General features: G+C 38.5%; 23 protein-coding genes and 1 pseudogene. 18 read left to right on the forward strand and 6 right to left on the reverse strand.

Annotation, left to right across the window (positions count from 1 at the left end; genetic code table 11):
• Window positions 1-221, reverse strand: a pseudogene (locus BM265_RS20435) (DUF6431 domain-containing protein); the annotation flags it as partial.
• Window positions 222-971: 750 nt separating this feature from the next.
• Between BM265_RS20435 and BM265_RS16895 the strand changes: the two are divergent.
• From BM265_RS16895 to BM265_RS16940, 12 genes are all read left to right on the forward strand, one after another.
• Window positions 972-1,592 (forward strand): LexA family protein, encoded by a 621-nt coding sequence (locus tag BM265_RS16895; protein WP_074963154.1) that lies wholly within the window; start codon window positions 972-974, stop codon window positions 1,590-1,592.
• Between the two features lie 21 nt (window positions 1,593-1,613).
• On the forward strand, window positions 1,614-2,192 hold the full coding sequence (locus tag BM265_RS16900) for a hypothetical protein (RefSeq protein WP_074963155.1): 579 nt from the start codon (window positions 1,614-1,616) through the stop codon (window positions 2,190-2,192).
• A 429-nt stretch (window positions 2,193-2,621) separates the two neighbouring features.
• Window positions 2,622-3,053, forward strand: coding sequence for a sigma factor-like helix-turn-helix DNA-binding protein (locus tag BM265_RS16905; protein WP_074963156.1), 432 nt, complete (start codon window positions 2,622-2,624; stop codon window positions 3,051-3,053).
• Window positions 3,054-3,276: 223 nt separating this feature from the next.
• Window positions 3,277-3,423 carry a hypothetical protein gene (locus BM265_RS20440; protein ID WP_207647002.1) on the forward strand — a complete coding sequence of 49 codons (147 nt, stop codon included), beginning with the start codon at window positions 3,277-3,279 and terminating at the stop codon, window positions 3,421-3,423.
• Between the two features lie 189 nt (window positions 3,424-3,612).
• Window positions 3,613-3,759: a hypothetical protein gene (locus BM265_RS20250; protein WP_177219624.1), complete on the forward strand. Its 147-nt coding sequence runs from the start codon at window positions 3,613-3,615 to the stop codon at window positions 3,757-3,759.
• A gap of 10 nt (window positions 3,760-3,769) precedes the next feature.
• Window positions 3,770-4,108, forward strand: a complete 339-nt coding sequence (locus BM265_RS16910; RefSeq protein WP_074963157.1) for a type II toxin-antitoxin system PemK/MazF family toxin — start codon at window positions 3,770-3,772, stop codon at window positions 4,106-4,108.
• Window positions 4,109-4,121: 13 nt separating this feature from the next.
• Complete coding sequence (locus tag BM265_RS16915; RefSeq protein ID WP_074963158.1) at window positions 4,122-6,035, forward strand: ATP-dependent DNA helicase; 1,914 nt, start codon at window positions 4,122-4,124, stop codon at window positions 6,033-6,035.
• A complete protein-coding gene (locus tag BM265_RS16920) occupies window positions 6,035-6,214 on the forward strand; it encodes an SHOCT domain-containing protein (RefSeq protein ID WP_074963159.1) in 180 nt (59 codons plus the stop codon). The genes BM265_RS16915 and BM265_RS16920 overlap by 1 nt, the downstream gene beginning before the upstream one ends.
• A complete protein-coding gene (locus tag BM265_RS16925; protein WP_081358504.1) occupies window positions 6,211-6,318 on the forward strand; it encodes a DUF3789 domain-containing protein in 108 nt (35 codons plus the stop codon). Before BM265_RS16920 ends, BM265_RS16925 begins: the two co-directional genes overlap by 4 nt.
• A 148-nt stretch (window positions 6,319-6,466) precedes the next feature.
• Entirely contained in the window at window positions 6,467-8,005 is a 1,539-nt protein-coding gene (locus BM265_RS16930) for a recombinase family protein (protein ID WP_074963160.1), read from the forward strand.
• A 96-nt stretch (window positions 8,006-8,101) separates the two neighbouring features.
• Window positions 8,102-9,013 (forward strand): recombinase family protein, encoded by a 912-nt coding sequence (locus BM265_RS16935; RefSeq protein WP_074963161.1) that lies wholly within the window; start codon window positions 8,102-8,104, stop codon window positions 9,011-9,013.
• On the forward strand, window positions 8,976-10,589 hold the full coding sequence (locus tag BM265_RS16940; RefSeq protein WP_074963162.1) for a recombinase family protein: 1,614 nt from the start codon (window positions 8,976-8,978) through the stop codon (window positions 10,587-10,589). The genes BM265_RS16935 and BM265_RS16940 overlap by 38 nt, the downstream gene beginning before the upstream one ends.
• Before the next feature lie 76 nt (window positions 10,590-10,665).
• Here the strand turns inward: BM265_RS16940 and BM265_RS16945 are convergent, their stop codons facing one another.
• A complete protein-coding gene (locus BM265_RS16945) occupies window positions 10,666-11,610 on the reverse strand; it encodes an HNH endonuclease (protein WP_207647003.1) in 945 nt (314 codons plus the stop codon).
• Window positions 11,611-12,168: 558 nt separating this feature from the next.
• On the opposite strand from BM265_RS16945, the gene BM265_RS16950 reads away from it, so the two are divergent.
• The 3 genes from BM265_RS16950 to BM265_RS16960 all read left to right on the forward strand — a co-directional run bounded on the left by BM265_RS16950 (window position 12,169) and on the right by BM265_RS16960 (window position 15,883).
• Window positions 12,169-13,434, forward strand: coding sequence for a hypothetical protein (locus tag BM265_RS16950; RefSeq protein WP_207647004.1), 1,266 nt, complete (start codon window positions 12,169-12,171; stop codon window positions 13,432-13,434).
• A 559-nt stretch (window positions 13,435-13,993) separates the two neighbouring features.
• Window positions 13,994-14,179 (forward strand): hypothetical protein, encoded by a 186-nt coding sequence (locus tag BM265_RS16955; RefSeq protein WP_074963165.1) that lies wholly within the window; start codon window positions 13,994-13,996, stop codon window positions 14,177-14,179.
• Between the two features lie 345 nt (window positions 14,180-14,524).
• Window positions 14,525-15,883 (forward strand): S41 family peptidase, encoded by a 1,359-nt coding sequence (locus tag BM265_RS16960; RefSeq protein ID WP_074963166.1) that lies wholly within the window; start codon window positions 14,525-14,527, stop codon window positions 15,881-15,883.
• 261 nt (window positions 15,884-16,144) lie between these two features.
• Here BM265_RS16960 and BM265_RS16970 read toward each other — a convergent pair whose 3' ends face one another.
• The 3 genes from BM265_RS16970 to BM265_RS16985 form a co-directional block, all read right to left on the reverse strand.
• Window positions 16,145-17,356 (reverse strand): tyrosine-type recombinase/integrase, encoded by a 1,212-nt coding sequence (locus tag BM265_RS16970; protein ID WP_074963168.1) that lies wholly within the window; start codon window positions 17,354-17,356, stop codon window positions 16,145-16,147.
• A 107-nt stretch (window positions 17,357-17,463) separates the two neighbouring features.
• On the reverse strand, window positions 17,464-17,652 hold the full coding sequence (locus tag BM265_RS16975) for a helix-turn-helix domain-containing protein (protein ID WP_074963169.1): 189 nt from the start codon (window positions 17,650-17,652) through the stop codon (window positions 17,464-17,466).
• A gap of 532 nt (window positions 17,653-18,184) precedes the next feature.
• Window positions 18,185-19,432, reverse strand: coding sequence for an AAA family ATPase (locus tag BM265_RS16985; RefSeq protein WP_081358507.1), 1,248 nt, complete (start codon window positions 19,430-19,432; stop codon window positions 18,185-18,187).
• Between the two features lie 509 nt (window positions 19,433-19,941).
• Here BM265_RS16985 and BM265_RS16990 point away from each other — a divergent pair.
• The gene (locus BM265_RS16990) at window positions 19,942-21,120 is read left to right on the forward strand and encodes a zinc ribbon domain-containing protein (RefSeq protein ID WP_074963171.1); all 1,179 of its coding nucleotides are present in this window, start codon (window positions 19,942-19,944) and stop codon (window positions 21,118-21,120) included.
• Between the two features lie 2 nt (window positions 21,121-21,122).
• On the forward strand, window positions 21,123-22,454 hold the full coding sequence (locus tag BM265_RS16995) for an SPFH domain-containing protein (protein ID WP_074963172.1): 1,332 nt from the start codon (window positions 21,123-21,125) through the stop codon (window positions 22,452-22,454).
• Window positions 22,455-22,996: 542 nt separating this feature from the next.
• On the opposite strand, the gene BM265_RS19840 is transcribed toward BM265_RS16995, so the two are convergent.
• A complete protein-coding gene (locus tag BM265_RS19840) occupies window positions 22,997-23,365 on the reverse strand; it encodes a hypothetical protein (protein ID WP_143098766.1) in 369 nt (122 codons plus the stop codon).
• Between BM265_RS19840 and BM265_RS17005 the strand changes: the two genes are divergently transcribed.
• The coding region (locus tag BM265_RS17005; RefSeq protein WP_143098767.1) for a hypothetical protein at window positions 23,351-23,613 on the forward strand (263 nt) is incomplete at its 3' end. The genes BM265_RS19840 and BM265_RS17005 overlap by 15 nt on opposite strands.

Below are 23,613 nucleotides of genomic sequence, written 5' to 3' on the forward strand. Positions count from 1 at the left end.
GAACAGTAAAAAACTCTCATAGAGTATTTTTCACGCTTTCGGCTATTTTCACGGAAAACAAAACGTCTGCATCTGCCGTTAAATCTCATATGATTACCGCACTCGGGGCAAATTGCTTCTTCTTTACCGAAAATATAATGAATATCGTCTTTGACAAATGCGGAAAAACTCGATACAATAAACATAGTGTAGACGATAGCCGAGTTATGACCGCGGATCATATAAGCAAAACGGCTATCGTTTTTCCTTTCTGAAATATGGTTACTAATCATTATATCATATTTCCGAATAAATTAAAAGACGGTATCCTCCTGGACACAAGGTCGGGAAGATACCGTTTTGTTTTTGGTTTATCGCTGTTGTTTTCTCAGGAGCATTCTGCCCTGACAAATAGAGTGGTCATCTTGACAAAATAGAGTGTCTGCACTTCGACAGAACGATTCCCTGCATGACAAGATACGTTCACTTCTGGATGACAAATAAAGGGAGCGGTAACACCAAGCAAGACCATGAAGCAAATTGGTTCATGGAGTATATTGGATTGCTTTAGTCATGAGGAACAGGTATGAAATACAACAGAACTAGCATCGGTGAAATAGGAACTATGTTTGCGAGAATGGTCAGCGCAGATAGAAGCATAACAGGCAAGCTGACTGACGATTCGTGAATGGTGCGAGGAAAAATCAATGATTTTTTGCCCAGCTGTTTACCTTATGCGACGGTAGTGTTCATTCTCGCCGACGACACGGTTCATCTTGTGCGGCTGATGTGTTCATTTTGGGGCGACATATTCACCGTTGAGTTACAAAAATAGAATAACAAGTACAAACAGTCACCCTTATTGATCTACGTGCACAAAATATTGTGTACATAGCAGTGAGGGTGTTTTTTTATCTTTACAACAGAGAACAAATGTGCTATAATGTGATTAAAAGAAACATACTGTTACCAATAGAGTGGAGATGAAACCTGTGAGAAGTAAAGATAAGGAACTAATGATAAAAATCAGAAGCTATATTGATGAATATGCGCTTGAAAATCTTGGCAGATCACCAAGTACCCGAGAGATAGGCGAAGAGTTCAATATGAGTAATGTTACGGCTTTTCGTTATCTAAAGGCGATGTCTGAACAGGGCATTCTTAAATATGAGGATGGAGAGATACATACTGAACTGATCGATAAGTTCAACACAGATATGAATGTTGTCGGTGCGCTTAGTGCATCGGTGCCTGCGGGCAGTCCGGATATGGTCGATGATGTATTGGTTGATGAGTATTTTCCACTCCCATCAGCATTGCTGCACGGACTATCCGGAAAATTCTATATGATGCCGGTATGCGGAGAATCTATGGTCGATGCAGGCATTGATGACGGTGATCATGTTATTTTTCAAGAAGATAACGCTACTCGAGAGGGAGATATTGTAGTTGCATATATCGAGGGTGAAGGCAATACGCTCAAAAGATACTGTAAAGATGAAAAAGGTCCATTCCTATGGGCTGAAAACGAATCGTGGACCAATGAAAGACGAATGTTTGGCAGACATTTTGAGGTCAGAGGGATAGCTGTAAAAGTTATGAAAGACTTGTAAAAGTAATTGGAGGAATAGAAAATGTCGGATAATAGTGGTGTAAAAAAATACATTATACCTTGTCCCAGGTGTAATAAGATTCATCGTATTGATGGTGATATAGTGGATGAGATCATACACTGTTCTTGCGGATTTGAATTCTATGCATTTGCAGTCGGAGATTTCCGAATCGTAATGTCAAAAACAGAAGCCTGCAGTGAACCAATAGTAAGATCCATGAGAAGATTCGTAGTATCAACAGGAAGATGTCCGGATATACCACCAGAATTGTACGATGATGTCTACAATGACGATTTTCTAGGATTGGAGGAGATCCTTGAAAAATCCCTTGAAGAACATCAACTAGAATCATTCGGAAATGTGTATTTTACAAAGGATCTGCTGGATTCTATATGCGAAAGTTTTAGTAACGGTAAAGATGTAGAACTAAAGAAGAAAAAGGACAGCATAGATATTATAGAGCTGAAAAAGAAAAATATTAGTAGAAAACGTCCGGATGCTACTGCAAAAAGGATCTGCAGTGTACAAGATATAAACGATCTTATATCGGGAAACGGTGCTCTTGTTTTTAGAGCTGTATCCCAACAAAAAAACACATAAAAGATATTTAACGTAAAAACCGTACAGCAATCGGGCTGTACGAAGGGCTGAATGGAGCCGAAGTATATCGCTGAATATTGATTTGAGTCAGGTACAGAGAAACTGTACTGAATACTCAGATCAGCCGAAGCGAATACTTCGGCTCTTTTTTTGCCTAAAATAAATATTCAAAGCCGATATGCATTAAGGCTGAGGATACAAAATGAGTTGTTCGGAATTTCCGAATAACTGCATAACTTGTACCCTTTCTTTAGTGCGCCTTTTTGGCAATCAGAGTCTGTGTGTACGTAGTCATGCAGGCTCTTTTTTGTATCCTCCACAAGGAGGAACATTATGTTTTTACAAGTAAAATGGCTGTCACTAACAGCAGAATACCCATGATCTTCGTTTTGTCTTTTCGCAACTAAAAAAACAAAACGGAGGTCAAAAATGAATACTAAAACAATACAGATCTATGACACGATCACAGGGAAAATAGTGGAAACAAATGTTTCGGAAGAGGTTTACAGAGAGTACATGCGTGCCGAATGGCGTGAAGAAAAAAATGCTGCTTCCTTTTTTGAACATGAGATACAGTTTTCTCAGCTTGTTGGAGGAAATGATGGTGCTTTTGAGAATTTTAGGGAATTCGTAGTAGCCGGAGATCCAACTGCTGATAGGGCAATAATGATCGCTGACATTGAAGCAATGCTGAAAGCAATAAAGCAGCTTGATGAGGAAGACAAAAAACTGATTAAAATGCTATTCTACGACAACTTGACTGAAAGAGAGTGTGCTGAACACTATGGGATTAATCAGAAAAACATCAACAAAAAGAAAAGAAGGATTTTGTCTAAACTCTACAAACTTATAAATTATTGAATAGTTTAGGGGTATCAAAACCCTTACATCGTTCCGTATACAAGTGGAAAGAAGATTCCATGTATCTTGACAATCAAATAAAAATACATCGGTGTACAGCACAGCAGTGACGGGGTGGTGAGCCGTGTCAGCCACAGATCAGCAGCGCCATGATCCATTTTAACATAACGGGAAGCGATAAAATGCTAGTGATCATCAGAAGAATGTGCCATCTTCTTAGGCAATGAAAGCTGCTTGTGCGTGTCCGCCCGTACAAAACGGTCTGAGCGTTGAAAGCTCGGAAGGCATGAACTGTGTGGTCGATGAGGACGCCGACCTGCCGATGTGTTCCCTTCGTTCATGGGACTTAGGTAATAATGAACGCCCTTGAAGATGCAGAGTGATCTGCTGAAAGGGATAACGTTTCGGCAAAGGCCGAAGCAAGGCTGTCCTATGGGCAGCACTGATGTGCAGAGATATCCATATGGTTTTCTCCAAGTGACACATCAGTATAAAGGCAAAACGATAAGCGGTGTAGATAAAACTGCGCCGCTGTTACATAATAATCAGGAGGTCAATCATGAAACATTATTATACCATTGAGATCACAAACATAAGATTTGGAAATATCCGCAGAGTAACAATTCTCGCTGAATCAAAGGAAAAGGCTATTAATTCTACTGTTATAGCTATAGGTGAAAGAATCGCAGCGGTTTGGAAATTGTGAGGTGCTGATTATGGATATAACTCCAATACGAGGAGATATGTTTCTAGCTGAGATGAGACAATCAAAGGACTCTGAACAGGCCGGCATAAGACCTGTTGTCATCGTTCAGAATGACATTGGAAACAAACATTCTCCAACAACAATAATCGTTCCGATAACAGCCCAAAAGAAAAGATGTCTGCCTACTCATGTTAGCATAGAGCACTTTGGGCTTAAAAGGAAAAGCACTGCTTTATGTGAGCAGGTAACTACAATAGCACGATCAAGGCTAATAAGCTATATAGGTAGTCTTGGTGCTAAGGACATGAAAAAAATAGACAAGGCTTTGAAGATAAGCCTTGAAATATGAAAGAGGTCATACTATGAATTTAATATTAGAAGAATCAGCACTTGATGAAACAGTACGTCAATTCTTTGACAAAGCTGAAGAAAGTGGGTTTGAACGGCGTGAGGGACAGGTTGAAATGGCAGTGGAGATAAGTGATGCTGTATCTGGAAAACATCCGCTTGCTGTAGAAGCAGAAGTGGGCATCGGAAAATCGATCGCATACCTTGTTCCTTTAGTTATAAATTTCTTTAGAGAACGCAGGCAGGTCATCATATCGACATCGACCATAGCATTACAGGAACAGCTTGAAAAAGATATACATAGCGTATTGAATATGCTTGGCGTAAAAGCGGAAGTAATAACTGCAAAGGGAATGAAAAACTATGTATGCGGCAGAAGGCTCAAAAGCAGGATGATGCATAACCACGAAACGTCTGTTCTGGAAATGATAAATAAAAAATTCGATGACGGCATAGCAGAACGAAAGGATCTAAGGCTGAATTTCCCTGAAGAAGTATGGAATGGTATATGCATAAACAGTTATGGGGACCGATGCAGTTCCTGCAATTACATACATAAATGCAAATATTATGAGATTCGCGCACGACTTAGAACAGCTAACTGTTTTGTGATATGTAATCAGAATATGCTTGTATCTCACCTTATAAATAGGAACATGGGTGGGTCAGGAATATTCAACAATAATGTCAGGACGATAGTGATAGATGAAGCACATAACTTAGAAACAAAATTCCGTGATGCATACACACTATCTATGAATAAGCCTCAGATCATTAATGAGCTGGAAAAGGTCATTGAACAGTTAAAAAATAAGAAACTTATAAATGAAACAATAGCTATGCTGAATACGGTTTTTCGGTTCCTAGGAGTTGATGTAAAACGTCAGAAGAAAAACATCGATGGAGATACACAGACATTCTATTACAATGAAACGCCTGAAGCCAAAGAACTGTTGTTTCGGATAAGACGGAATATGACAAAGATAGAAGAATTATCTGGCAGCAAGCTGTATTCTCTTGCTTTTCTGCATAAACTGTGCAACATCGGAAAGAAAAACCTTATCTGGCTTGATGACAGTTCGATACTTAAAATATGTATCTGCAAGAAGAATATTCGTTCGGATATCTCAAAATTGCTGTTTAAGAGCGGAGTCAGTACAATACTGACATCGGCGACGTTGTCATCGGGTGGGATAAATGGTTACAACTATTTTCTAGACAGCATAGGTTATCCGAATGTTGCTAAGGCATCCGAGCCTAAGGTTTCTCCGTTTGATTATGATAATAATACTATGCTTTATACTACATCGGTACTTCCTTATCCGAGCAATGATAACAGGGAAGAATACTGCATACGGTCTATACCTGAGATAGTAAGGCTTTTGAATGTTACAAAAGGAAAAGCACTTATTCTTTTTACCGCCAAAACCGACATGGAGTATGTATACAAAAAACTTAGCAATATGGCTTTGCCTTACAATTTCATTATGCAGGGCTTAGGTCCTTCTCAGGAATACTTGATCAGGAAATTCAAAGATGACATTGATTCTGTTCTGCTTGGAACGGGGACATTTTGGGAAGGAATTAATGTAGAGGGTGAGGCGTTGTCTCAAGTGATTATTTTCAAGCTTCCTTTTCCAGTCCCTGATCCTATGATCGAGTATAAAATGTCATTAGTGAAAGATCCTATCGGTGAAGTTGCTGTTCCCGAGATGATAATAAAACTTAAACAGGGAGCTGGCAGGCTGATACGCTGTTCAACGGATAAAGGGATAGTATCGATCCTAGATCCAAGAGTGAGCATGAGCAGCAGATCATCATACAATAAAAAAGCCAAAAGTTCTTTGTTTCAAACAAATATTACTGAGAATATTAATGAACTCGAAGTATTTTGGAACATGGTAAACGATAAAAAGGAGGATAGCTGATGGAATTTTATCCTTACGGGCAGGCAGATTATTACTATGCAGTCAGCCAGAAGATCCTTTCTGACCTTTTCCAAAGAGGACTTATTTCAGAGAAACAGAGAAAAAGGATCGATGAGCTTAATAAACAGAAGATATTTGCAGCATATCCATCTATAGCTGATTTGGAGGTGAGAGCATGATACGTTTTATTTTGGGAACTCTGGTAGGAGGATTTTTAGGTGTGGTCATTATGTGTATCTTTCAAGTCGCCGGAAATTGCGGTAATCAGAATAGAAATAAGTAAAATCAGACCGCTCGGTATTGTCGGGCGGTGATACATAAAAGGATGGATGATAGTGTGCACAAATGTGAACCGGCGCTTTTATTGGATTTGGTGATACCAATTCAGCAAATATTGTGGTATCCTTGTCGGTTGAAAGGAGTGAGAAAGCATGGCAACCGTTACAATAATCAAGCCGACCATAGATACAAGCATGATACGAAAGATTCGCTGTGCTGCATACTGTCGAGTATCATCAAGCAGTGACGATCAGCTTCATTCATATTCTACACAGGTAAAATACTACTCGGAAATGTTCAATGACAGTGACACCGAAGAACTTGTAGATATTTATGCAGATAAAGGTATAACCGGAACAAGCGAGGAAAAACGTGATGAATTTAAACGGCTTATTAATGACTGTAAGAGAGGAAAAATCGATAGGATATATACCAAATCCATAAGTCGATTTGCAAGGAATACTAAAGATTGCCTGAAAAACCTTCGTCAGCTTAAATCACTGGGAATAAGCGTGTTTTTTGAAAAAGAGAGCATAGATACTTCGGATGTCAGCGATGAAATGATGATAACTCTTTTGGGCGGATTGGCTCAGGAAGAATCAACATCGATATCTCAGAATATGCGTTGGAGCATACGGAAACGAATGGCTAACGGTACTTTTGAGCAAGGGGTAGCTCAATACGGATATACTAAAGTTGATGGAAAGATTGTTATAGATCAGGAAACTTCTAAAATTGTAAAGGATATATTCAAATGGTATCTTGAAGGTATAGGGGCAACATCTATTGCACGGATACTTAATGATAAAGGCATACTCACAGGTATGAATGAAATAGCTTGGACGCATAGAATGGTAATATATGTTCTGACAAATGAAAAATATGCAGGCGATACTCTTATACAAAAAACATTTACGACTGAAGTGCTGCCTGTAAAAAGGCACATTAACAGGGGTGAACGAGATAAATATTATATATCGAACACTCATGAGCCAATTATTTCAAGGGTTGACTTTGATAAGGTTCAAGAAATACTTTCAGAACAGAAGGAGAAATATTATGTCGCTGCAAAAGAAAAACACCCACTTGGTTCTATGATAAAGTGTAGTTACTGTAATAAAACATATAGAAGGAAGAACAGCAATGGAAAATATTATTGGTCATGTATAACACATGATAGCCAGGCTGATCTGTGTCCGGCACATATGATACTTGAAAAAAGGATATACGATGCATTTATAAAATTATGTAACAAGCTTATTATTCATAGCGGCGATATTCTGATCCCGCTTCGGCATGAATTGAAGGAACTGTATTCAACTAAATACAGCAGCAACAGTGTAGTTATGGATCTGCGTAGGGATATTTCTGAAATCAATGAGCAAAAGCATGTAATATCTAGATTACGAACCAAAGGCTTTCTTGATGAAAAGAAGTACAATGAACAGCTTCTGGTACTAGAGAATAAGCATTCCAAGATAAAACATGAGCTGGCAAAACTTTCAAATTCAGAAAGAGAAGATGATACGCTTGAACAGCTAGATACACTTATCGACTGCTTTGAAAACAGATCTATTATGACAGAATTTGATAAAGAGATCTTCGGTATAATAGTAGAAAAGATTATAGTAAAAGAAAACGACCTTGAGTTCTACTTGATCTCAGGTCTGAGATTCAGCGAAACGATATAGCAAAATGTCAAAACGTAAGCATATCTATTTATTGATTATGCTGATACCTATTTAATCGGATCTGTGGTATCATTGTCAGTTGGAGGAGGTGTGAAAATGAGTAAAAACAGACGTATCCCGTTCGGATATATGATAAAGAACGGAGTCATAACCACGGAACCCAAAGAAGTATATGTCGTTATTAAAATTTTTGATGAATATCTTTCGGGAAAGAGTTTGAACGATATAGCTAATCAAATGCAGATCGAAGGGATTCCGTATCATCCGAATGAAGTCAATTCATGGAACAGGAATATGATAAAGCGAATAATTGAGAATGAAAAGTATCTTGGAACAGATAAATATCCTAAGCTGATAGATGATGTCAAATTCAGGAAAGCTAATGAAGTCAAAACTAAGAAAGCGACAAATCTATGCATGATCCCTGAAAGCGTCAAGGAAATCCGAAATTTGACGGTGTGTGATCAATGCAGAAAAAGGATGTTCCGTACACAGAATGGAACGTGGACTTGCAAGACTGTAAGATGTATAGGTATAAAACATAAAGTGACGGATCAGATGATAATATCGGCAGTATTGAATATGCTGAACTCAGTAATAGCTAATCTGAGTTTACTTGATGCTGGGGGAGAACTCAGTATATATAAACCAAACGGTCATGTAGCAAAACAAACAAATGAGATCAATAGAATGCTTGATCATACAGAGATCGATCATGAAAGGATCAAAGCTGAGTTATTCAAATTGGCAGAGATGAAATATAAATGCTGTTCCTATGATGATGTGCCACAGAATACAGAGTATCTCAAGGATCTATTCTCAAATATAAAATCTTTGGATAGTCTTGACATTGAATTGCTAAAGAAAGTTGTAAGAAATATTGTAATAAGCTGTTATGCTGACATAAGTCTGGAGATGATCAACGGAGTGAGCATTATAAATACTACCGCAAGAAAGGAGTATAATACATATGAATGTTACAGTGATACCTGCAACGAAAACAGCTGAATCAGATGGTAAAAATAAATACCAACAACTTCGGGTTGCTGCATACTGCCGTGTATCTACGGCACAGGAAGAACAGCTGAACAGTTATCAGGTACAGATCGACTATTATACCGACTATATAGGCAAAAATAAAGACTGGAAGCTTGCAGGTATCTTTGCGGATGAGGGTATATCTGGAACGCAGACTAAAAAGCGTACTGAATTCAACCGCATGATAAGGCTTTGTAAGAAGAAAAAGATAGATCTGGTGCTTTGTAAATCTATATCCAGATTTGCAAGAAATACTGTTGACTGCCTTGAATATGTCAGACTGCTTAAAGAACTTGGAATTGGTGTTATATTCGAAAAAGAAAACATCAATACCCTTACGATGACTAGCGAATTTATGATAACACTTTATGGCTCATTTGCACAAGCTGAATCTGAGTCAATAAGCAAGAATGTTACATGGGGAATGGAGAAACGATTCCGAGAAGGAAAAGTTGTTTATAACTATAAACGGCTTCTTGGCTATAGAAAGGGAGCTGACGGAAAGCCTGAAATAATCCCTGAAGAAGCAACTGTAGTAAGAGAAATATTTCGGATGTTCCTGGATGGGTTAAGTATAGAAAACATAGCAAAACAGCTTGATTCAAATAATGTCCCTACTAAGCTTGGAAATGAAAAATGGAGCAGGACCGGTTTGCAGAGTATTCTCAGAAATGAAAAGTATGTAGGAGATGCATTACTTCAAAAAACATATACTATTGACTGTATATCTCACAAAGCGGTAAAAAACAACGGAGAACGTCCTAAATACTTGGTATCTAATGCACACGAGCCTATAATTGACCGAGATACCTTTAACAGAGTACAACAAGAGCTTGCCAGCCGAGGATCAAAACGCAAAAAAAGTGATAAAGCTAAGACAGAACAAGGTAAGTATTCAAGTAAATACGCCTTGAGCGAGATATTGATCTGCGGCGAATGTGGTTCTGCATATAAAAGAGTCACATGGAGAAGTGCCGGAGAAAAAATAATCGTATGGCGTTGCATAAACAGATTAGATCACGGTTCGAGATTTTGTCATAAGTCACCATCTATCCACGAGGATAGACTTCATGATGCTATAGTTAATGCCATTAATCAGTATTATGAATGCAACGATAATATAAGCGAACTGATCATGAGTAACATCCAAACTGTGATGACAAGTTCAAACAGCAGCGAACTGCATCAGGCTGAGCAGCGACTATTAGATATAGACAAAGCAAGAAATGACTTTATATCCCTTTTAACATCCAGTGAGTTGGAAGAGGATTCACTAGATCATGAGTTCCAAAAACTATATGATGAAGAACAGGAGCTCAAAGAAAAGATAAGAATTCTAAAATTTCAAAATGAAAAAGAGCAGAACGACTTGCTTCGTCAGAAAGAATTATCAGATGTATTGGATAACATTTCCTGTAAAATAACAGAGTATGATGATATAATTGTCAGAAAACTTATTGAGTGTGTGAAAGTAATAAATAAAACGGAGATAAAAGTTATTTTCAAGGACGGTCACGAAATCGTCGAAGAAGTCAAAAGAAAATAAGAAAAATAACTAAAGCCATCAAGCGCAGTCCATAAGGGGGTATTGAGTCATCTTTTCCAACAAAGGTTTAAACTCACTAGGCTTTAAAAATATGCTCTCTATGATATGTTAAATAAAACATATTTTCATCTGTAATTTCGATTTTCATTGTTGGAAGAACGTTAAGCCACATTTGGTTTTTTTCATCAAGTTGATTTGAAATAAGAATTTTGCCTTCATTATCAAATGAAATATATCCTAAGTCAAACAACTTATCATGATTAGGACATAAGAGTAATCCATTGTTGACATCAGTTTTTTCTTCAGGACTACTATCGCGCCAAGGCTTTATGTGACTCGCTATTAAGCAATCCTTTAAATTCGCTCCACATATACAACAATTATCAAATTTCTGTAAAAGTTTTTTACGATAATCGCCTTGATTAACTCTTTGCTTTACAAGTGCGAGAATATCGTCTCCTACAAGATTTGACACATCCTCAATAGAATTAACTTTTTTGTTCTGGTTTGATTCGAATGTTTTTATGTAATCGACAACCTTAGCATTCGTTTCTTCATCTCCAAACCAGAATTGATGCTGACCTATACCGTATACTGGATATTTGCGATTTTTTGGAGAAATCAAAACAGCTTCATTAGACATTATATTAAACTCACATGCTTCTTTGTTTTCACGTGAAATCATAACGTATTCTGGAACAACTTGTTTTTTAGAATAAACATCGGCATTATTGTACCATCCGACAACTTTTTCATTTGCGACCCAAACAACAAGGACACCGTGAGCAATTCCTGCTTTTAAACTGCCGCCTAATTTTTCAACATGGATTAAACATTCTTTACCTTTTTGATGACCGGGCTCAACATAACCATAATAACAGCCATTTATATATTGGAAATTATATATTTCACCACCATTTTTATTTTCTCTCAAATAGCTTTCTCCACCTGAGATTGAATCATTTTTTAGACCCTGATAATAATTCATAGTACCTATGCGGCAATAAAGAATTCTATTCATATTCATATCCTTTCAAACAGAATGAAAAACCAATTACATAGAGATAGCTGGTATATATTATTCGAAAATAGAATTTATAGTAATATCAGCATTTGTAAAGAAAACATCTGTTATTTTTTAGTAATTCTCCGTTATGGAACGGAGAATTGACTTGATTAGTTTTATAATACACAGTTTACTAATCATTCGTTTTCATTAACCATTTTAGTTCACATCCAATATGCTCTATAACATATATTATATCACACTTTCGAAAATAAAACAATAATTTGTAGGTAGTAATGCAAAAAATGTTATTAATTAATTGACCAGATTGCTTTTTTGTGATATAATTACTTTGATATAATCATAAAAAACTTTTATCTATGAGAGATTGGAGATTAGTAATTAAGAGCGTTTATTTATAAGAACACTATTAACAACAATAGAGACATAGTGCAATGTGTTTTTATATACATATAAAAAATACAATATCTACGATCCAACCAAAACAAACGCTCTCAACTATGTTAATATCAAAGTAATGCAATTAAACTAACAGTATTTTGGGACAGTGGAATGGATATCGGAGGAGTGATATTTATGGAGTTTGCGTTTGCATCATATGATGAATTTTTAGAAGAGTATAAAATTTACAGATTAGACGAGTGCAGAAAATGTAAAGGAAGATGTGAGCTCGTTGAAAATGATATAACATGCATTATAGAAAATAGAAGCTTACATTTTAATACGCTTCTTGTACTTCGTTGTAAAAAATGTGGAGCTATATATTTGCCTGAGTATTCTAAACAAATGATTAATTATGCATATAAGACTGCAGTTAAAAAAAATCAAATAATCGGAGTATTTCATTCAAAAGAATATAAAAAGAAGTTTGATTATTGTAAAGACACAGATTTTGATTATGACTATAAAGATTACTATAATATTCCTGGGTTACGTTATGATGACGAACATAGTGTGGAAGGCTTCTTAACTCCTGTTTATTTCGAGAAAGGAGCTTTAGTTTATTTTTTAGCTGTTCCTGAATATGAAGTACAAATATTTTCTGATAGCTATGGATATTTTGCTCATAAAGACTCATCAGGGATGTATCAATACGATTGGAATGTTCCATTCGGTTTCAATACAAATGGGAAGCTGGTAATGTGGCTTGGGGATATCTCTTATATGGACGATAAAACAAGAGCGATATTGAAAGGATTCAATGTTTCGTCAGACCATTTGCTGATTGATTCTGAATTTTATCAAGCACAGATGAAGTGTATATTCAGTGAGCCGATAACTGAATATAAAATATTACTTAACAAGAAAACATTTATTGCGAACATAAACGAAAAATATTCGATAGATATATCTCACTTAACCGATGAATGTCAGCAGCAAGAAAAGAAGGTAAAAAGGCCTGTGGTTTATTCAGAAACTGAAGTTACAGAAGTAATTAATGCTTATGACAAGATACTTATAGAAGGTTTTGATGTTTCAAAAATGAAAGAATTATACGAAGTGATGTACTCTTCGAATGAAAGAGATAAAAGCTATACTTCATGGAAATCTATTAAGTTGATAGAAGCAATACTAAATAAACTCGCTATTTCTATTCATAATATGGATATTGCTTCAGTAATGTCACCGCTATATGTTCTTCATGATTACAGAAATCTTCTTGACCATTTGCTTTCAATAGACAAAATATCTGAAAAAAAAGAGCATATTATAAACACACTTGGAGTGCAGAATTTTGATGACCAAAAAACTATATACAACGAAGAAATAAAGAGATTAAATATACTATTTAACTATTTGGCTATACTATCGAGATAGGAACTTTAAAATGCCTGTAAAAATTGATGGGATTATGGCACGATATGATGTTCAACTGTCGTGATTTTTCTACTAAAATACAGAGAGAAGCAAAAATAAATACTCAACTGCTTTTTCACAATAAGACATATTTATCAATCAAAAATCTTAAATAAAAATCATCTTTTTTGAACTGATGTCACAAAACAAAACCTCGTAAACACGGCGTTTGCGAGGTTTTTTCATGCCCAAAATCGAGGCTTGGACTTTATTTTGGACCTTATTGGGGAAAAAGCTATCGGGAGATCACGCAGATGCGCGGTCTCCCGAATTTTTTTGTGCGTTGTCTGTGCGTTAGCCTGCTTCTTTCCCCTTAATGACCTCCGCTATAATATTGCTCGCTCGGCGCTTGCTCTCCGCGAAGTAAGGAGGTCTTTTACAGCTTCTGCGGGAGATATTCTCATGTAATGGTGCAAAATATAGGAGAAAAAGTTTAGAAGGAGAATAGTTCTATATCATTCTTACAATTGACCTTTCCTCTGAACTATGGGATGCGGTTGACGGTGCCGAGAAGTACGGCGTGGCGGTATTTATCGCCAGCAAGTGGAAGATAGTTACCCAGGATATCCCCGCAAACAAAACGAATTTCATTTCTCCCAAGCTCAAAGCAGGACAGACCTATAAGATGGTAGTCTGCGCAAAAGTGAACGGAAAGTGGGATACGGACAATATCAGCGAAAGAGCGGTCATCGTAAAAGTGATCTGATACTACAAAGAGCAGCTTCGCGCTGCTCTTTTTTTGTGAGATTGGATTTGAGATTTTTATTTTGGACAGATATTGGCTATATTTTGAAATCATCAAAAAGCTTAATTGCTCCGACTTTATGACAATTTTCTTATTCTTTCGGTACATCATTAAAAAAAATAGCTATATTAGTTTTCTGCTTAAAGATAATATATAGTCGCGAATCAAGATCGCACCATCAATATTTTCCTGCATCTCAAAAAACAAGTACGTTTAAATCAGTTGACTATCGGACAAATTTGTGATAGAATGATAACACATTGGCTTGGTATGAGCTATACGTATTATAAACGGGAGGCTGTGTTGATGCGTAGTATATCTGATGAGCTGAAAATATATGAGTTATCTAAGCTCTGGAAGGAAGCGGAGTATAATTTCGCATTCTGGGATAAGCTTGATATAAACTGGGACGCAGAATACAAGGCTGCCCTGCCTCGTGTCCTGGCTGCGAAAGATGTATATGAATACTATAAGGAGCTCAAGCGGTTTGCAGCTTTGCTTTGCGACGGACATACAGATGTATCCTATCCCGCTGATGTCATTCAGGATACGGGGTGTTTTTCAATGTTTCCCGTGTATCTTTTCAGATTCGGGCATGACATTGCAGTTATCAGCGTTTCCGAGGAGTATAAGGACGAGATACCTTTATACAGTGTTGTTAAAAAAATAGACGGAACTGAAGCGGCAGAATATATCAGAAAGAACTGCTATCCTTATATTTGGCACGTTAACGAAGACGCTTGCGGAATGATGGCAATGAATGAGCTGATGATTGGTAGAAAAGGCAGCAGTGCAGTTTTCACCTTTGAAAGAGATGGAAAAGAATTCAGCGCCACTCTCACAAGACAAGACCCCACAGGGATTAGTTGGTGCAGCGCTGAAGCGCCGTCCGTGTCTGACACACAAAGACAGCTTATCGTAAACGGAGATTCTTATAAGTGTGAAATTACCGATGATGGTATTGCAATAATAAAACTCACTTCATTTGACGATAATACTATGCCGGAAAAGATATATGAGCACATTGAAGAACTCGACAAGGCTAAAGCTTATATAATTGATGTCAGAGGAAACACTGGCGGAAACAGCAGTAACGCAGATTCTGTTGCGGCAATGTTCATCGATGGAGATTTCAAAAGCTGCGGTGCAGAAACACAGATATATGAACCGACCTACAAGGCATGGGGCGTGTTCAGAGATGATCTGAAAACTCTTACTTCTGCCGAACTCGAAGAAAGATACTCTGATGAAGAAAGCATCAAGATATATAAAATGAGTCGTCATATTTTTTATAAAAGGGAGATCGACAAGGTAGAAAACAAAGCTCCCAAAAGGCTGTACGGTCCTGTTGCTGTATTGATGAATGAGTACACTTTCTCAGCCGGCGAGGACTTTGTAGATGTTATGAAAGCCCATTCAGATGCGGTATTTATCGGCAACAACACCGCGGGCTCGTCAGGACAGCCGTTATCGGTCAAACTGGAAAGCGGAGGATGGTTCCGTATCTGCACAAGGCGGTGTTATGCCCAGAACGGTGAGGAGATCTACAACAAAGGCTTTGCCCCTGATATCAAGGTCGAGATAAGTCTTAACGATCATATCAAAGGTCATGATAAAGCTTTGGAGAAGGCGCTAATGCTTTTGAATGAAAAAACGAGTATGTAATATCTCAAGCTAAACGGTGGTATACTGGCATCTTTAGAAATGCTTTGCGTGAAAAAGGGTTTTATCTAACTCGATCATCCGCAGAAATAAAAAAGCATACCCGCAGGTATGCCGTTCATATCATATATAGACCCGTTGGCGGTATAATGAGCCATAGTAGGTTTTGTCATAACTTTATTTTGGACCTTATTAGGGAAAAGTGTCGGCGTGAGCCCTGTGTATAGAGCTCCCGCCGATTTTTCTTGGTTCGTTATCTGTGCGTTATCCTGCTTCTTTCCCCTCAATGACCTCCGCCATAATATTGCTCGCTCTGCGCTTGCTCTCAGCGAAGTAATGACTGTAAGTAGACATCGTGGTCACAGGTGTGCTATGCCCTAACATCGCAGCAACGGTAGTCGGGTCAACTCCTGCTTCGATCTCAACCGATGCGAAGAAATGTCTGAAGCTGTGCAAACCATAGAATGGGAAATTCCTGCGTTCACACTCCCGCATCAACCAGGTGTAAGGCGTGTTCGGGTGCATAGGCTGACCATCCCATTTGGTGAACAGGCGGTCGTGTTCCTGCCACTTGTCTCCGAGATTTGCTTTGTAGCTGTCCTGATCGTGTTTGTAAGCTTTCAGCAGACCGATGACAGCAGTCGGAAGATCTACAAGCCGCGTTGACTTCTCCGTTTTGGTCGCATCGGAGTAGATGCCTTTGTCAGCAGTGTAGTTTGAAGTATGATCGATCATCACCGTTCCGTTTTCAAAATCTATATTCTTCCACTCGATACCAAGCAGTTCACCACGTCTGCAACCTGTGTATATCGCCAGCGTAAAGAACACTTTGTATTTCATCGGCGCTTCACGAAGAATCTTCATAAATTCCCGCGCCTGTTCCTTAGTGTATATGTGCTTTTCAGGTTTCTTGTACGCTTTGCCGCTTGCATCGACCTTAGGTATGATGACTTTTGAACAAGGGTTTGCATTCACCATGTCCAACCTTATCGCATACTCGAATATGGAAGAGATGAAAGATAAATGATGCCGCATTGTCTTTTGTGACAACGGTTTTCCGTTTCGTTTGTTAGCACCGGGCTTCGCAAGTGAGTTGATGAATTTCTGAATGTCCCGCGCAGTTATTTTATCAATGCGCAGATGTCCCAGCGCAGGTATGACCCTGTCTGCAATGAGATGTTCACGCTGAAGTGTCGTGCTGCGGTGATTGAGTTCAGCATACTCAGTCGCCCACATCTCAATTACTTTCTGGAACTTGACAGCCGCAGTCACTTGACCATGCGCACACTCTTCCTCGAACAGTATCGCAATGCGCTGTACCTCTTTTTCAGCTTGCTTTGCTGACATATTTTCAGGTGGCTTCCAACTCTTGAATCGCACCATCTGCTTTCCGTGAACATCATAACCGCAGTACGCTCGAATGCGGTATGATGTGACTTCACCTTTCTTGTTTTTTCGTTTTTCAATGTACGCCATATGCTACCTCCTATTAAAATAATCGCCTGTCGGCAACGCAAATTCTACCACAGACTGACGGGCATATCCAGCCGATAGACGAACGTTAATTACTGCAACATATTTTTCTACCGAACCACTAACTCTCCGTTCAGGTATTTGTGCAGTATCTCTTTGTTTATCAGATATTTTTTACCCGCTTTGAAGCAAGGCAGTTCACCCGACCTGCACATCTCACGCACGCGGTACTCTGTTAGTCCGTCCACAAGTGCGGCGGCTTCTTTTATTGTCAGCATTGTAATTTTTGTTTCAGCCATGTTGTTATCACACTCCTTAGTTGTTCACTGTCACATTTCACGACACTTGATGCAGTCCTGTTTTGGGATTCCGTCTATCAACTAACGTTTCTCTTGTGATAAATTTGTTGTTCATTTTTGATCTTCCTTTCTATTGAGATTTAGGGCTTGACGCCACGCAAAACCCGCGTACCTACGCACTTATCTCGCGATTTTTGAAATATTGACACTACAATTTTCTGAAATTTGCGTGATTGACACCAATTACCGATACGCCAAAACCCCCGTAGAATGCGGTCGGCGTTGCCGTCCGCTGTGAGATTTGCGGCGAATTGACGCCGCACTTTAACCTGCACATCGTTTCCCAGTGCAATATCTACCCGATAATGCATTCCGGTTTATTTCCCTTTTGAATTAATATCGCTCACAGCCGCGCACAAATCGCTTGTGTGGCGTTTTGTTGGCGTGGTGGAGTAACCACCCGACAGGCGATATTTGTCGGGCACAAATCGGCTCACGTTCCGAGATTAAACTCCGGTTATGGAATGCCACGTTATTCGTAGATTTTTTGCCGTAATCTTGCGGCACTTCTGAGGACTATATCCTCGAATGACATTCTAACGACAGGCACCCGCTTGCCGTTGATGAGTACATACTCAGGGTCATCAGCTTCGTCGTCAGGGACAGCAGGTGGCGGTACAGGGTCAGTAGAAATGCTGGTGTTGCTGCCGTCACCCTCAACCGATAACGAAGATATTTCAGCGTTTCCGGAACATTCAGTGACAGTAGGGTCAGCAGTATGAGCCTGCTCGGGCATCAGATTTTTACCGTCACTGCTGTCACTATTTTTATCATAGCCGATGAGCAACAGCCGCTGTCCGTTGCTGCGCTTGACCTCAAAGGTCACACCCAGGTCACGCAATTCATAAGCATGGTGGAACATATTTCTTGTTAATCGGTTGGCAAAATACTCACCTCCATATTTTTCTTTCAGAAAACTGCAGAACTCCGTCGCCGAGCCTTTGAAAGAACACCGCTCGACCATCAGGTCATGCACAGCGAAAACAAAAGTATCTGGTGGTTTGTCCTCGCGTTCATCAGTAAGTACCCAGCGTGCGCCTTGCCTTGTGAGAGACAACTCGCAGTCTTCTATATCACGACCCGTAGCATACAGCACAGCCTGACCGCCGCACCGCTTGTCCTTTTTCAGAACAAGCATACCGTCCACACAACCATTCAGACCAGTGCTCCCCGAGATCATATTAAACGGATCGCTGTCCGTGGCTTTGCGCAGGTGATGAACAAGAACTATGCTTATGTCAAGCTGTTCAGCCAGAGATTTCAGCGGTATCAACTCAGCATAGTCGTTGCCGTAGCTGCTGTCTGTTTCGCTCCGCACCATCTGTAAAGTATCGATGACCACCAACCGAAGGTCATCATGTTCCGACTTGAACTTGACTATCTGTTCGCACAGTCCATCGCCTATCGTGTCTGCTTTCAAAGCAAAGTGAAGCTTCTCCGACGGCTCATCGGTCAGTTCATACAGCCTGGATTGTATTCTCTGCCAGCTGTCCTCGAGACAAAAATACAGCGCCGAGCCTTGCCGTGTCGGACGATCAAGCAACTTTTCTCCTTTCGATATTGCAAGGCAAAGTTCCAGCGCCAACCACGATTTCCCCACCTTTGGTGAGCCTGCTAGAATGTACAGTCCCTGCGAGATAAGACCTTCCACTGCGAAGACTGTTGACTTGTAGAGTGTGGTCATGATCTCCTCGCAGGATTTTGTTTTCAGTTCTCTCAATATATCGACCTCCTTTTTCAATTGTATAAGGAAAGATGAACGTGTTTTGATACCCCTGTTTTACAGAATATTTAAAAACTTTTTATTTATTGAACATTCAGCAGGGTATGAAATTGTCAGATGTGCAGATCTGTTTTTCTCCTACTTGTATAGGGTAAGATGTCCGTGTTTTAACACCCCCTCTTTACAAAAAATTTAAAATATTCTATGTTTTGCATATTCGGTAAGGTATAAATTTATCACTTTTGCGAATGCCGAATTTTGTATAACATTGAGATGTTACTTTGTGAGTAGGGTAGCGATAGCCGCACTGTGAGAGGATTCAGCTCGGCTTTTGCCATCATCCACAATCGTGCCATCAGCTTGTGCATACCACATATAGAATCTATTTTTAAACGATATGATAAAAAATAATTAAAATTAACTTCGTTAAATTATGCGTATTGACAAATAATTGCTAAGATGCTATAATAAATATGTCAATACAATCAAGTAACGGAGGTGATTCTATGGCTTACTGTACCAATTGTGGAGCATTTAATACGGATGATTCAGATTTCTGCAAGGGTTGTGGGATAAGATTTGATAGACAAAATAGTTTTTCACAGCGTAGACAAGTATATGAAGGTTCTATCCATAAGTGTCCGAATTGCGGAGAATCTGTCGGGTCATTTATGACGTATTGTCCTTTATGTGGAGTCGAATTTCGTGATACGCAAGGTTCTTCTACTGTTGAATTATTTGCACAGCAATTACAACAGCTAGAATCACAAAGAATTCAACAACTAGATTTATATGGTACTGATCGCAATTCCAAGAAAGCGTGTGATAAAAGCATTAATAAACAAATCGCTAATTTAATAAGGAATTTTTCAGTTCCTAATACAAAAGAAGATGTATATGAATTTATGATATTGGCTGCTTCTAATATAGATGATAGTGTATATGATGGTAATCATGATTCATCAGAAATACAGATTTCAAATGCATGGATAGCAAAGGCGGAACAAGTATATAATAAAGCAAAAATATCTTTTAGAAAAAGTCAGGATTTTATTAATATCAAGAGCATATATGATACAAAAATGAAGGCTGTAAGTAAATCTAAAAGAAGTGGTTATTCGGTAATTCTTATTCTATTGCTTATGTTTTTGATAAGTTATGGAGGACTTGGTCTTATGTCATATATGGATAAAAAAGAAGAGAAAGAACTTGAAGAAAAACTAAATGCTACAGTAGTTGAGATACAATCAGATTTAGATAACGAACGGTTTGATTCTGCTTTAGTCAAAGCAAATTCTCTTAATTTTGATGAAAGTATTGATAAAGAGAAGTCTAAAAAATGGGATGAAAGAAAAAAGGAATTAGTGCAAGAAATTACAGACCTTAAGATTCAAAAAGCACGAGAAGAAATAACTATACCACCAGAGAAATCGATAGTTAAAATGTCGGAATCATCAAAGGATTATAAGGGAGACAATTATAAAGATGTTCAAAAACGGTTGGAAACCGCTGGATTTTATTTTATTAAAAATGAACAATTAGAAGATATTATACTAGGCTTGACAACCGATGAAGGAGAAGTTGAAAAAGTATCCATAAATGGTGTTACTAAATTCAAAAAAGGAGATGAATTTCCCGCTGACGCTGATGTCGTGATAACATATCATACAAAGAAAGGAGATTGACCGTGGGCATATTCAATAAAAACGAAGGCGGATTGATGGACGTTATCCGCTGTGATGAGCAAGATTATCTGATATGGAAATGGAGTCCGGGTGGCAGTGCTGGGACAAGTCGTAAGGAAAACGCTATACGCAAAGGTTCCAGAATATCTGTAAAATCCGGTTCTGTAGCGGTATTTGTTTATAATCAAGGAAACGGTATTGAGCAAGAATACCTTTACGGACCTGTTGAAACAAAGCTTGATACACTTAATCTGCCTATTCTTTCAAATCTTATTAGTCTGCTATATAATGGTTCAGCGCCCTATCGTGCCGAAGTTTATTTTATCAACCTTGCAACTATAATACAAATAAAATTTGCTGTTCCGTTTTTTGATATGTTTGATCCGAGATATCCGGAATTTGGTGTGCCTGTAGCGGTCAGGGGTTCGTTTAACTTTCATATTCCTGCAGGTGAAAATGGATATAAACATTTCATTGAGCTGCACAGGCTTGATGATTTCAATATTGAACGTTTTAGTGATCAGATAAAGAATTCTGTTATAAGCAGAGTCAAAAGCTTTGTCATAAATACTCCAGCTAAGTATGGTGTTTCCTTGCTTCAAATAGAGGGGCTGGTCGGTAAGATAAGAGATGAAGTCTTCAATGAGCTTCAACCGATTTTCAATGCCGAATATGGTGTGAGTATGAGTTCTTTTGAGATTAATTCGATAGAATTAGATAAGACCTCAGACGGATATTCAGATCTTATGTATATAACCCGTGAACAGATAGCTGCAAAAGTACAGGCAAAGACGGATGTCGATATACAGAATATGCGCGATTCACAGCGTATAAATGCTGAACATTATGAAGACACGCTGCGTCGTCAGCGTGAAGAAGACCAGTATGCAAGGCATATGAATACTCAGTCCAATAATTTTGCAGCACACCAGGTCAACCGTCAGGCTGATATAGCTTATGCAACCGCTGACAGTATTGGTAATATGGCAAGTTTCGGCGGAGGATCAGCCGATCCTATGGGTATGATGGCAGGCATGATGATGGGCGAAGCTATGAGTCAGAATATGGCAAATGCCATGAATAATGTTATGAATGCTCAATCGATGAACGGTGCGGTACCGCCGCCTATACCAAATGCTAGATATCATATAGTTATTAATGGGCAGGACGCAGGTGAATTTGATCTGCAAGCAATATCACAAATGATATCAGACGGACAGATAAACAGTCATACGCTTGTCTGGAAGCAAGGTATGGCAAACTGGGTAGAAGCAGGAACGGTGTTTGAATTGCAGGGAATGTTTAATAACACAGGTGTTCCGTCGATACCGTAGAATAAGGCTACAAATATACTGATAAGAGAGAACGTTTTATTATTTCAAAAATAAAGCGTTCTCTTTTGCATTGTAATATTAATATATAAATTTATATTTAACCGCTAAACTTTACGTGTTTTACTCAATTACAAAATCTGACGTATCAAAGAAGTCTACACCTGTTTTACAGAACATATAAAATACTATTTATTTTTTTACATTCAGCAGAGTATGAAATTGTCATCTGTGCAGATTTATTTATTCTCCTACATGTATAGGGGAAGAAATCCGTATTTTGATACCCCTCTTTACAAAAAGTTTATAATGTTTCTATGTTTTACACATATTGGGTAGCCTAAAGTTGTTATTTATGCCGATACCGAATTGTGTAGAACATTGAGAAATCACTTAGCTAATTAATGTATTATGTTGTTATTTCTGAATCGATAATTAGCCTATTGACACCCGATATTTTAATGTGATATAATTTTCAATCGACTCAAAATTCAAAGCCGCTTTGCCGAAAATTTGGCAAAAAAGTTTAGGAGGGTTAAAATGGATCAAAAACGATCAAAAAATCTGAAACGTGTCGTTTCAGGACTGTTATCATTGGCCATGATAACAACAAGTATGTCAGCAGTTTTGCCTGCAAGTGCTGACGAGGCAAGCAGGAAGCATATCCGTTTGCGATATTTGCTGCCGATGAACAGGGCGGTATTAAGCTTGATCTTAATTATCTGACGGTCAACGGCAATGCTTGTACAAACGGTGTATATTCGACAACTGCGAAGAACTCGAATATAAACGGTACTATTTCGGAGAACGAGTTCATTGTTGATGATGAGATCGTCACCGATGATGAGAATACCACTGATGCACAGGACGGCGCTAAGGCTTTCGATGTAAGCAGGGATATGATCTATATCCACAACAAGCTGATGACAAGCTGGTTCAATAATAGCCGTAATTTTGATAACGACTATACGCTGTCAGAGATGAACATCAACCTCAATTCGCCGGTGTATGTTACAGGCAAGATGTCATATAACGGCAATGTTGCACTGAATACTGCAATCGGTGCGGTTTCCGATGTTACTCTCAGCGGCGGAAATCTCAACGGCAACAATGCTGTTATCTATTCCAAATTCGGTGATATAAATATCGATGAAAGTCAGGC

Source organism: Hominimerdicola alba (assembly GCF_900112155.1).
Lineage (GTDB): Bacteria > Bacillota > Clostridia > Oscillospirales > Ruminococcaceae > Hominimerdicola > Hominimerdicola alba_D.

Excerpts from the sequence above, each read along its gene's own strand:
- BM265_RS16935 (WP_074963161.1), top strand. The coding sequence starts at position 8,102 with ATGAGTAAAAACAGACGTATCCCGTTCGGATATATGATAAAGAACGGA.
- BM265_RS16900 (WP_074963155.1), top strand. The coding sequence starts at position 1,614 with ATGTCGGATAATAGTGGTGTAAAAAAATACATTATACCTTGTCCCAGG.
- BM265_RS16945 (WP_207647003.1), bottom strand. The coding sequence starts at position 11,610 with ATGAATAGAATTCTTTATTGCCGCATAGGTACTATGAATTATTATCAG.
- BM265_RS20250 (WP_177219624.1), top strand. The coding sequence starts at position 3,613 with ATGAAACATTATTATACCATTGAGATCACAAACATAAGATTTGGAAAT.
- BM265_RS16905 (WP_074963156.1), top strand. The coding sequence starts at position 2,622 with ATGAATACTAAAACAATACAGATCTATGACACGATCACAGGGAAAATA.
- BM265_RS16940 (WP_074963162.1), top strand. The coding sequence starts at position 8,976 with ATGAATGTTACAGTGATACCTGCAACGAAAACAGCTGAATCAGATGGT.
- BM265_RS16910 (WP_074963157.1), top strand. The coding sequence starts at position 3,770 with ATGGATATAACTCCAATACGAGGAGATATGTTTCTAGCTGAGATGAGA.
- BM265_RS16990 (WP_074963171.1), top strand. The coding sequence starts at position 19,942 with ATGGCTTACTGTACCAATTGTGGAGCATTTAATACGGATGATTCAGAT.
- BM265_RS16925 (WP_081358504.1), top strand. The coding sequence starts at position 6,211 with ATGATACGTTTTATTTTGGGAACTCTGGTAGGAGGATTTTTAGGTGTG.
- BM265_RS16920 (WP_074963159.1), top strand. The coding sequence starts at position 6,035 with ATGGAATTTTATCCTTACGGGCAGGCAGATTATTACTATGCAGTCAGC.
- BM265_RS16950 (WP_207647004.1), top strand. The coding sequence starts at position 12,169 with ATGGATATCGGAGGAGTGATATTTATGGAGTTTGCGTTTGCATCATAT.
- BM265_RS16960 (WP_074963166.1), top strand. The coding sequence starts at position 14,525 with ATGCGTAGTATATCTGATGAGCTGAAAATATATGAGTTATCTAAGCTC.
- BM265_RS16970 (WP_074963168.1), bottom strand. The coding sequence starts at position 17,356 with ATGGCGTACATTGAAAAACGAAAAAACAAGAAAGGTGAAGTCACATCA.
- BM265_RS16975 (WP_074963169.1), bottom strand. The coding sequence starts at position 17,652 with ATGGCTGAAACAAAAATTACAATGCTGACAATAAAAGAAGCCGCCGCA.
- BM265_RS20440 (WP_207647002.1), top strand. The coding sequence starts at position 3,277 with ATGAAAGCTGCTTGTGCGTGTCCGCCCGTACAAAACGGTCTGAGCGTT.
- BM265_RS16915 (WP_074963158.1), top strand. The coding sequence starts at position 4,122 with ATGAATTTAATATTAGAAGAATCAGCACTTGATGAAACAGTACGTCAA.
- BM265_RS16930 (WP_074963160.1), top strand. The coding sequence starts at position 6,467 with ATGGCAACCGTTACAATAATCAAGCCGACCATAGATACAAGCATGATA.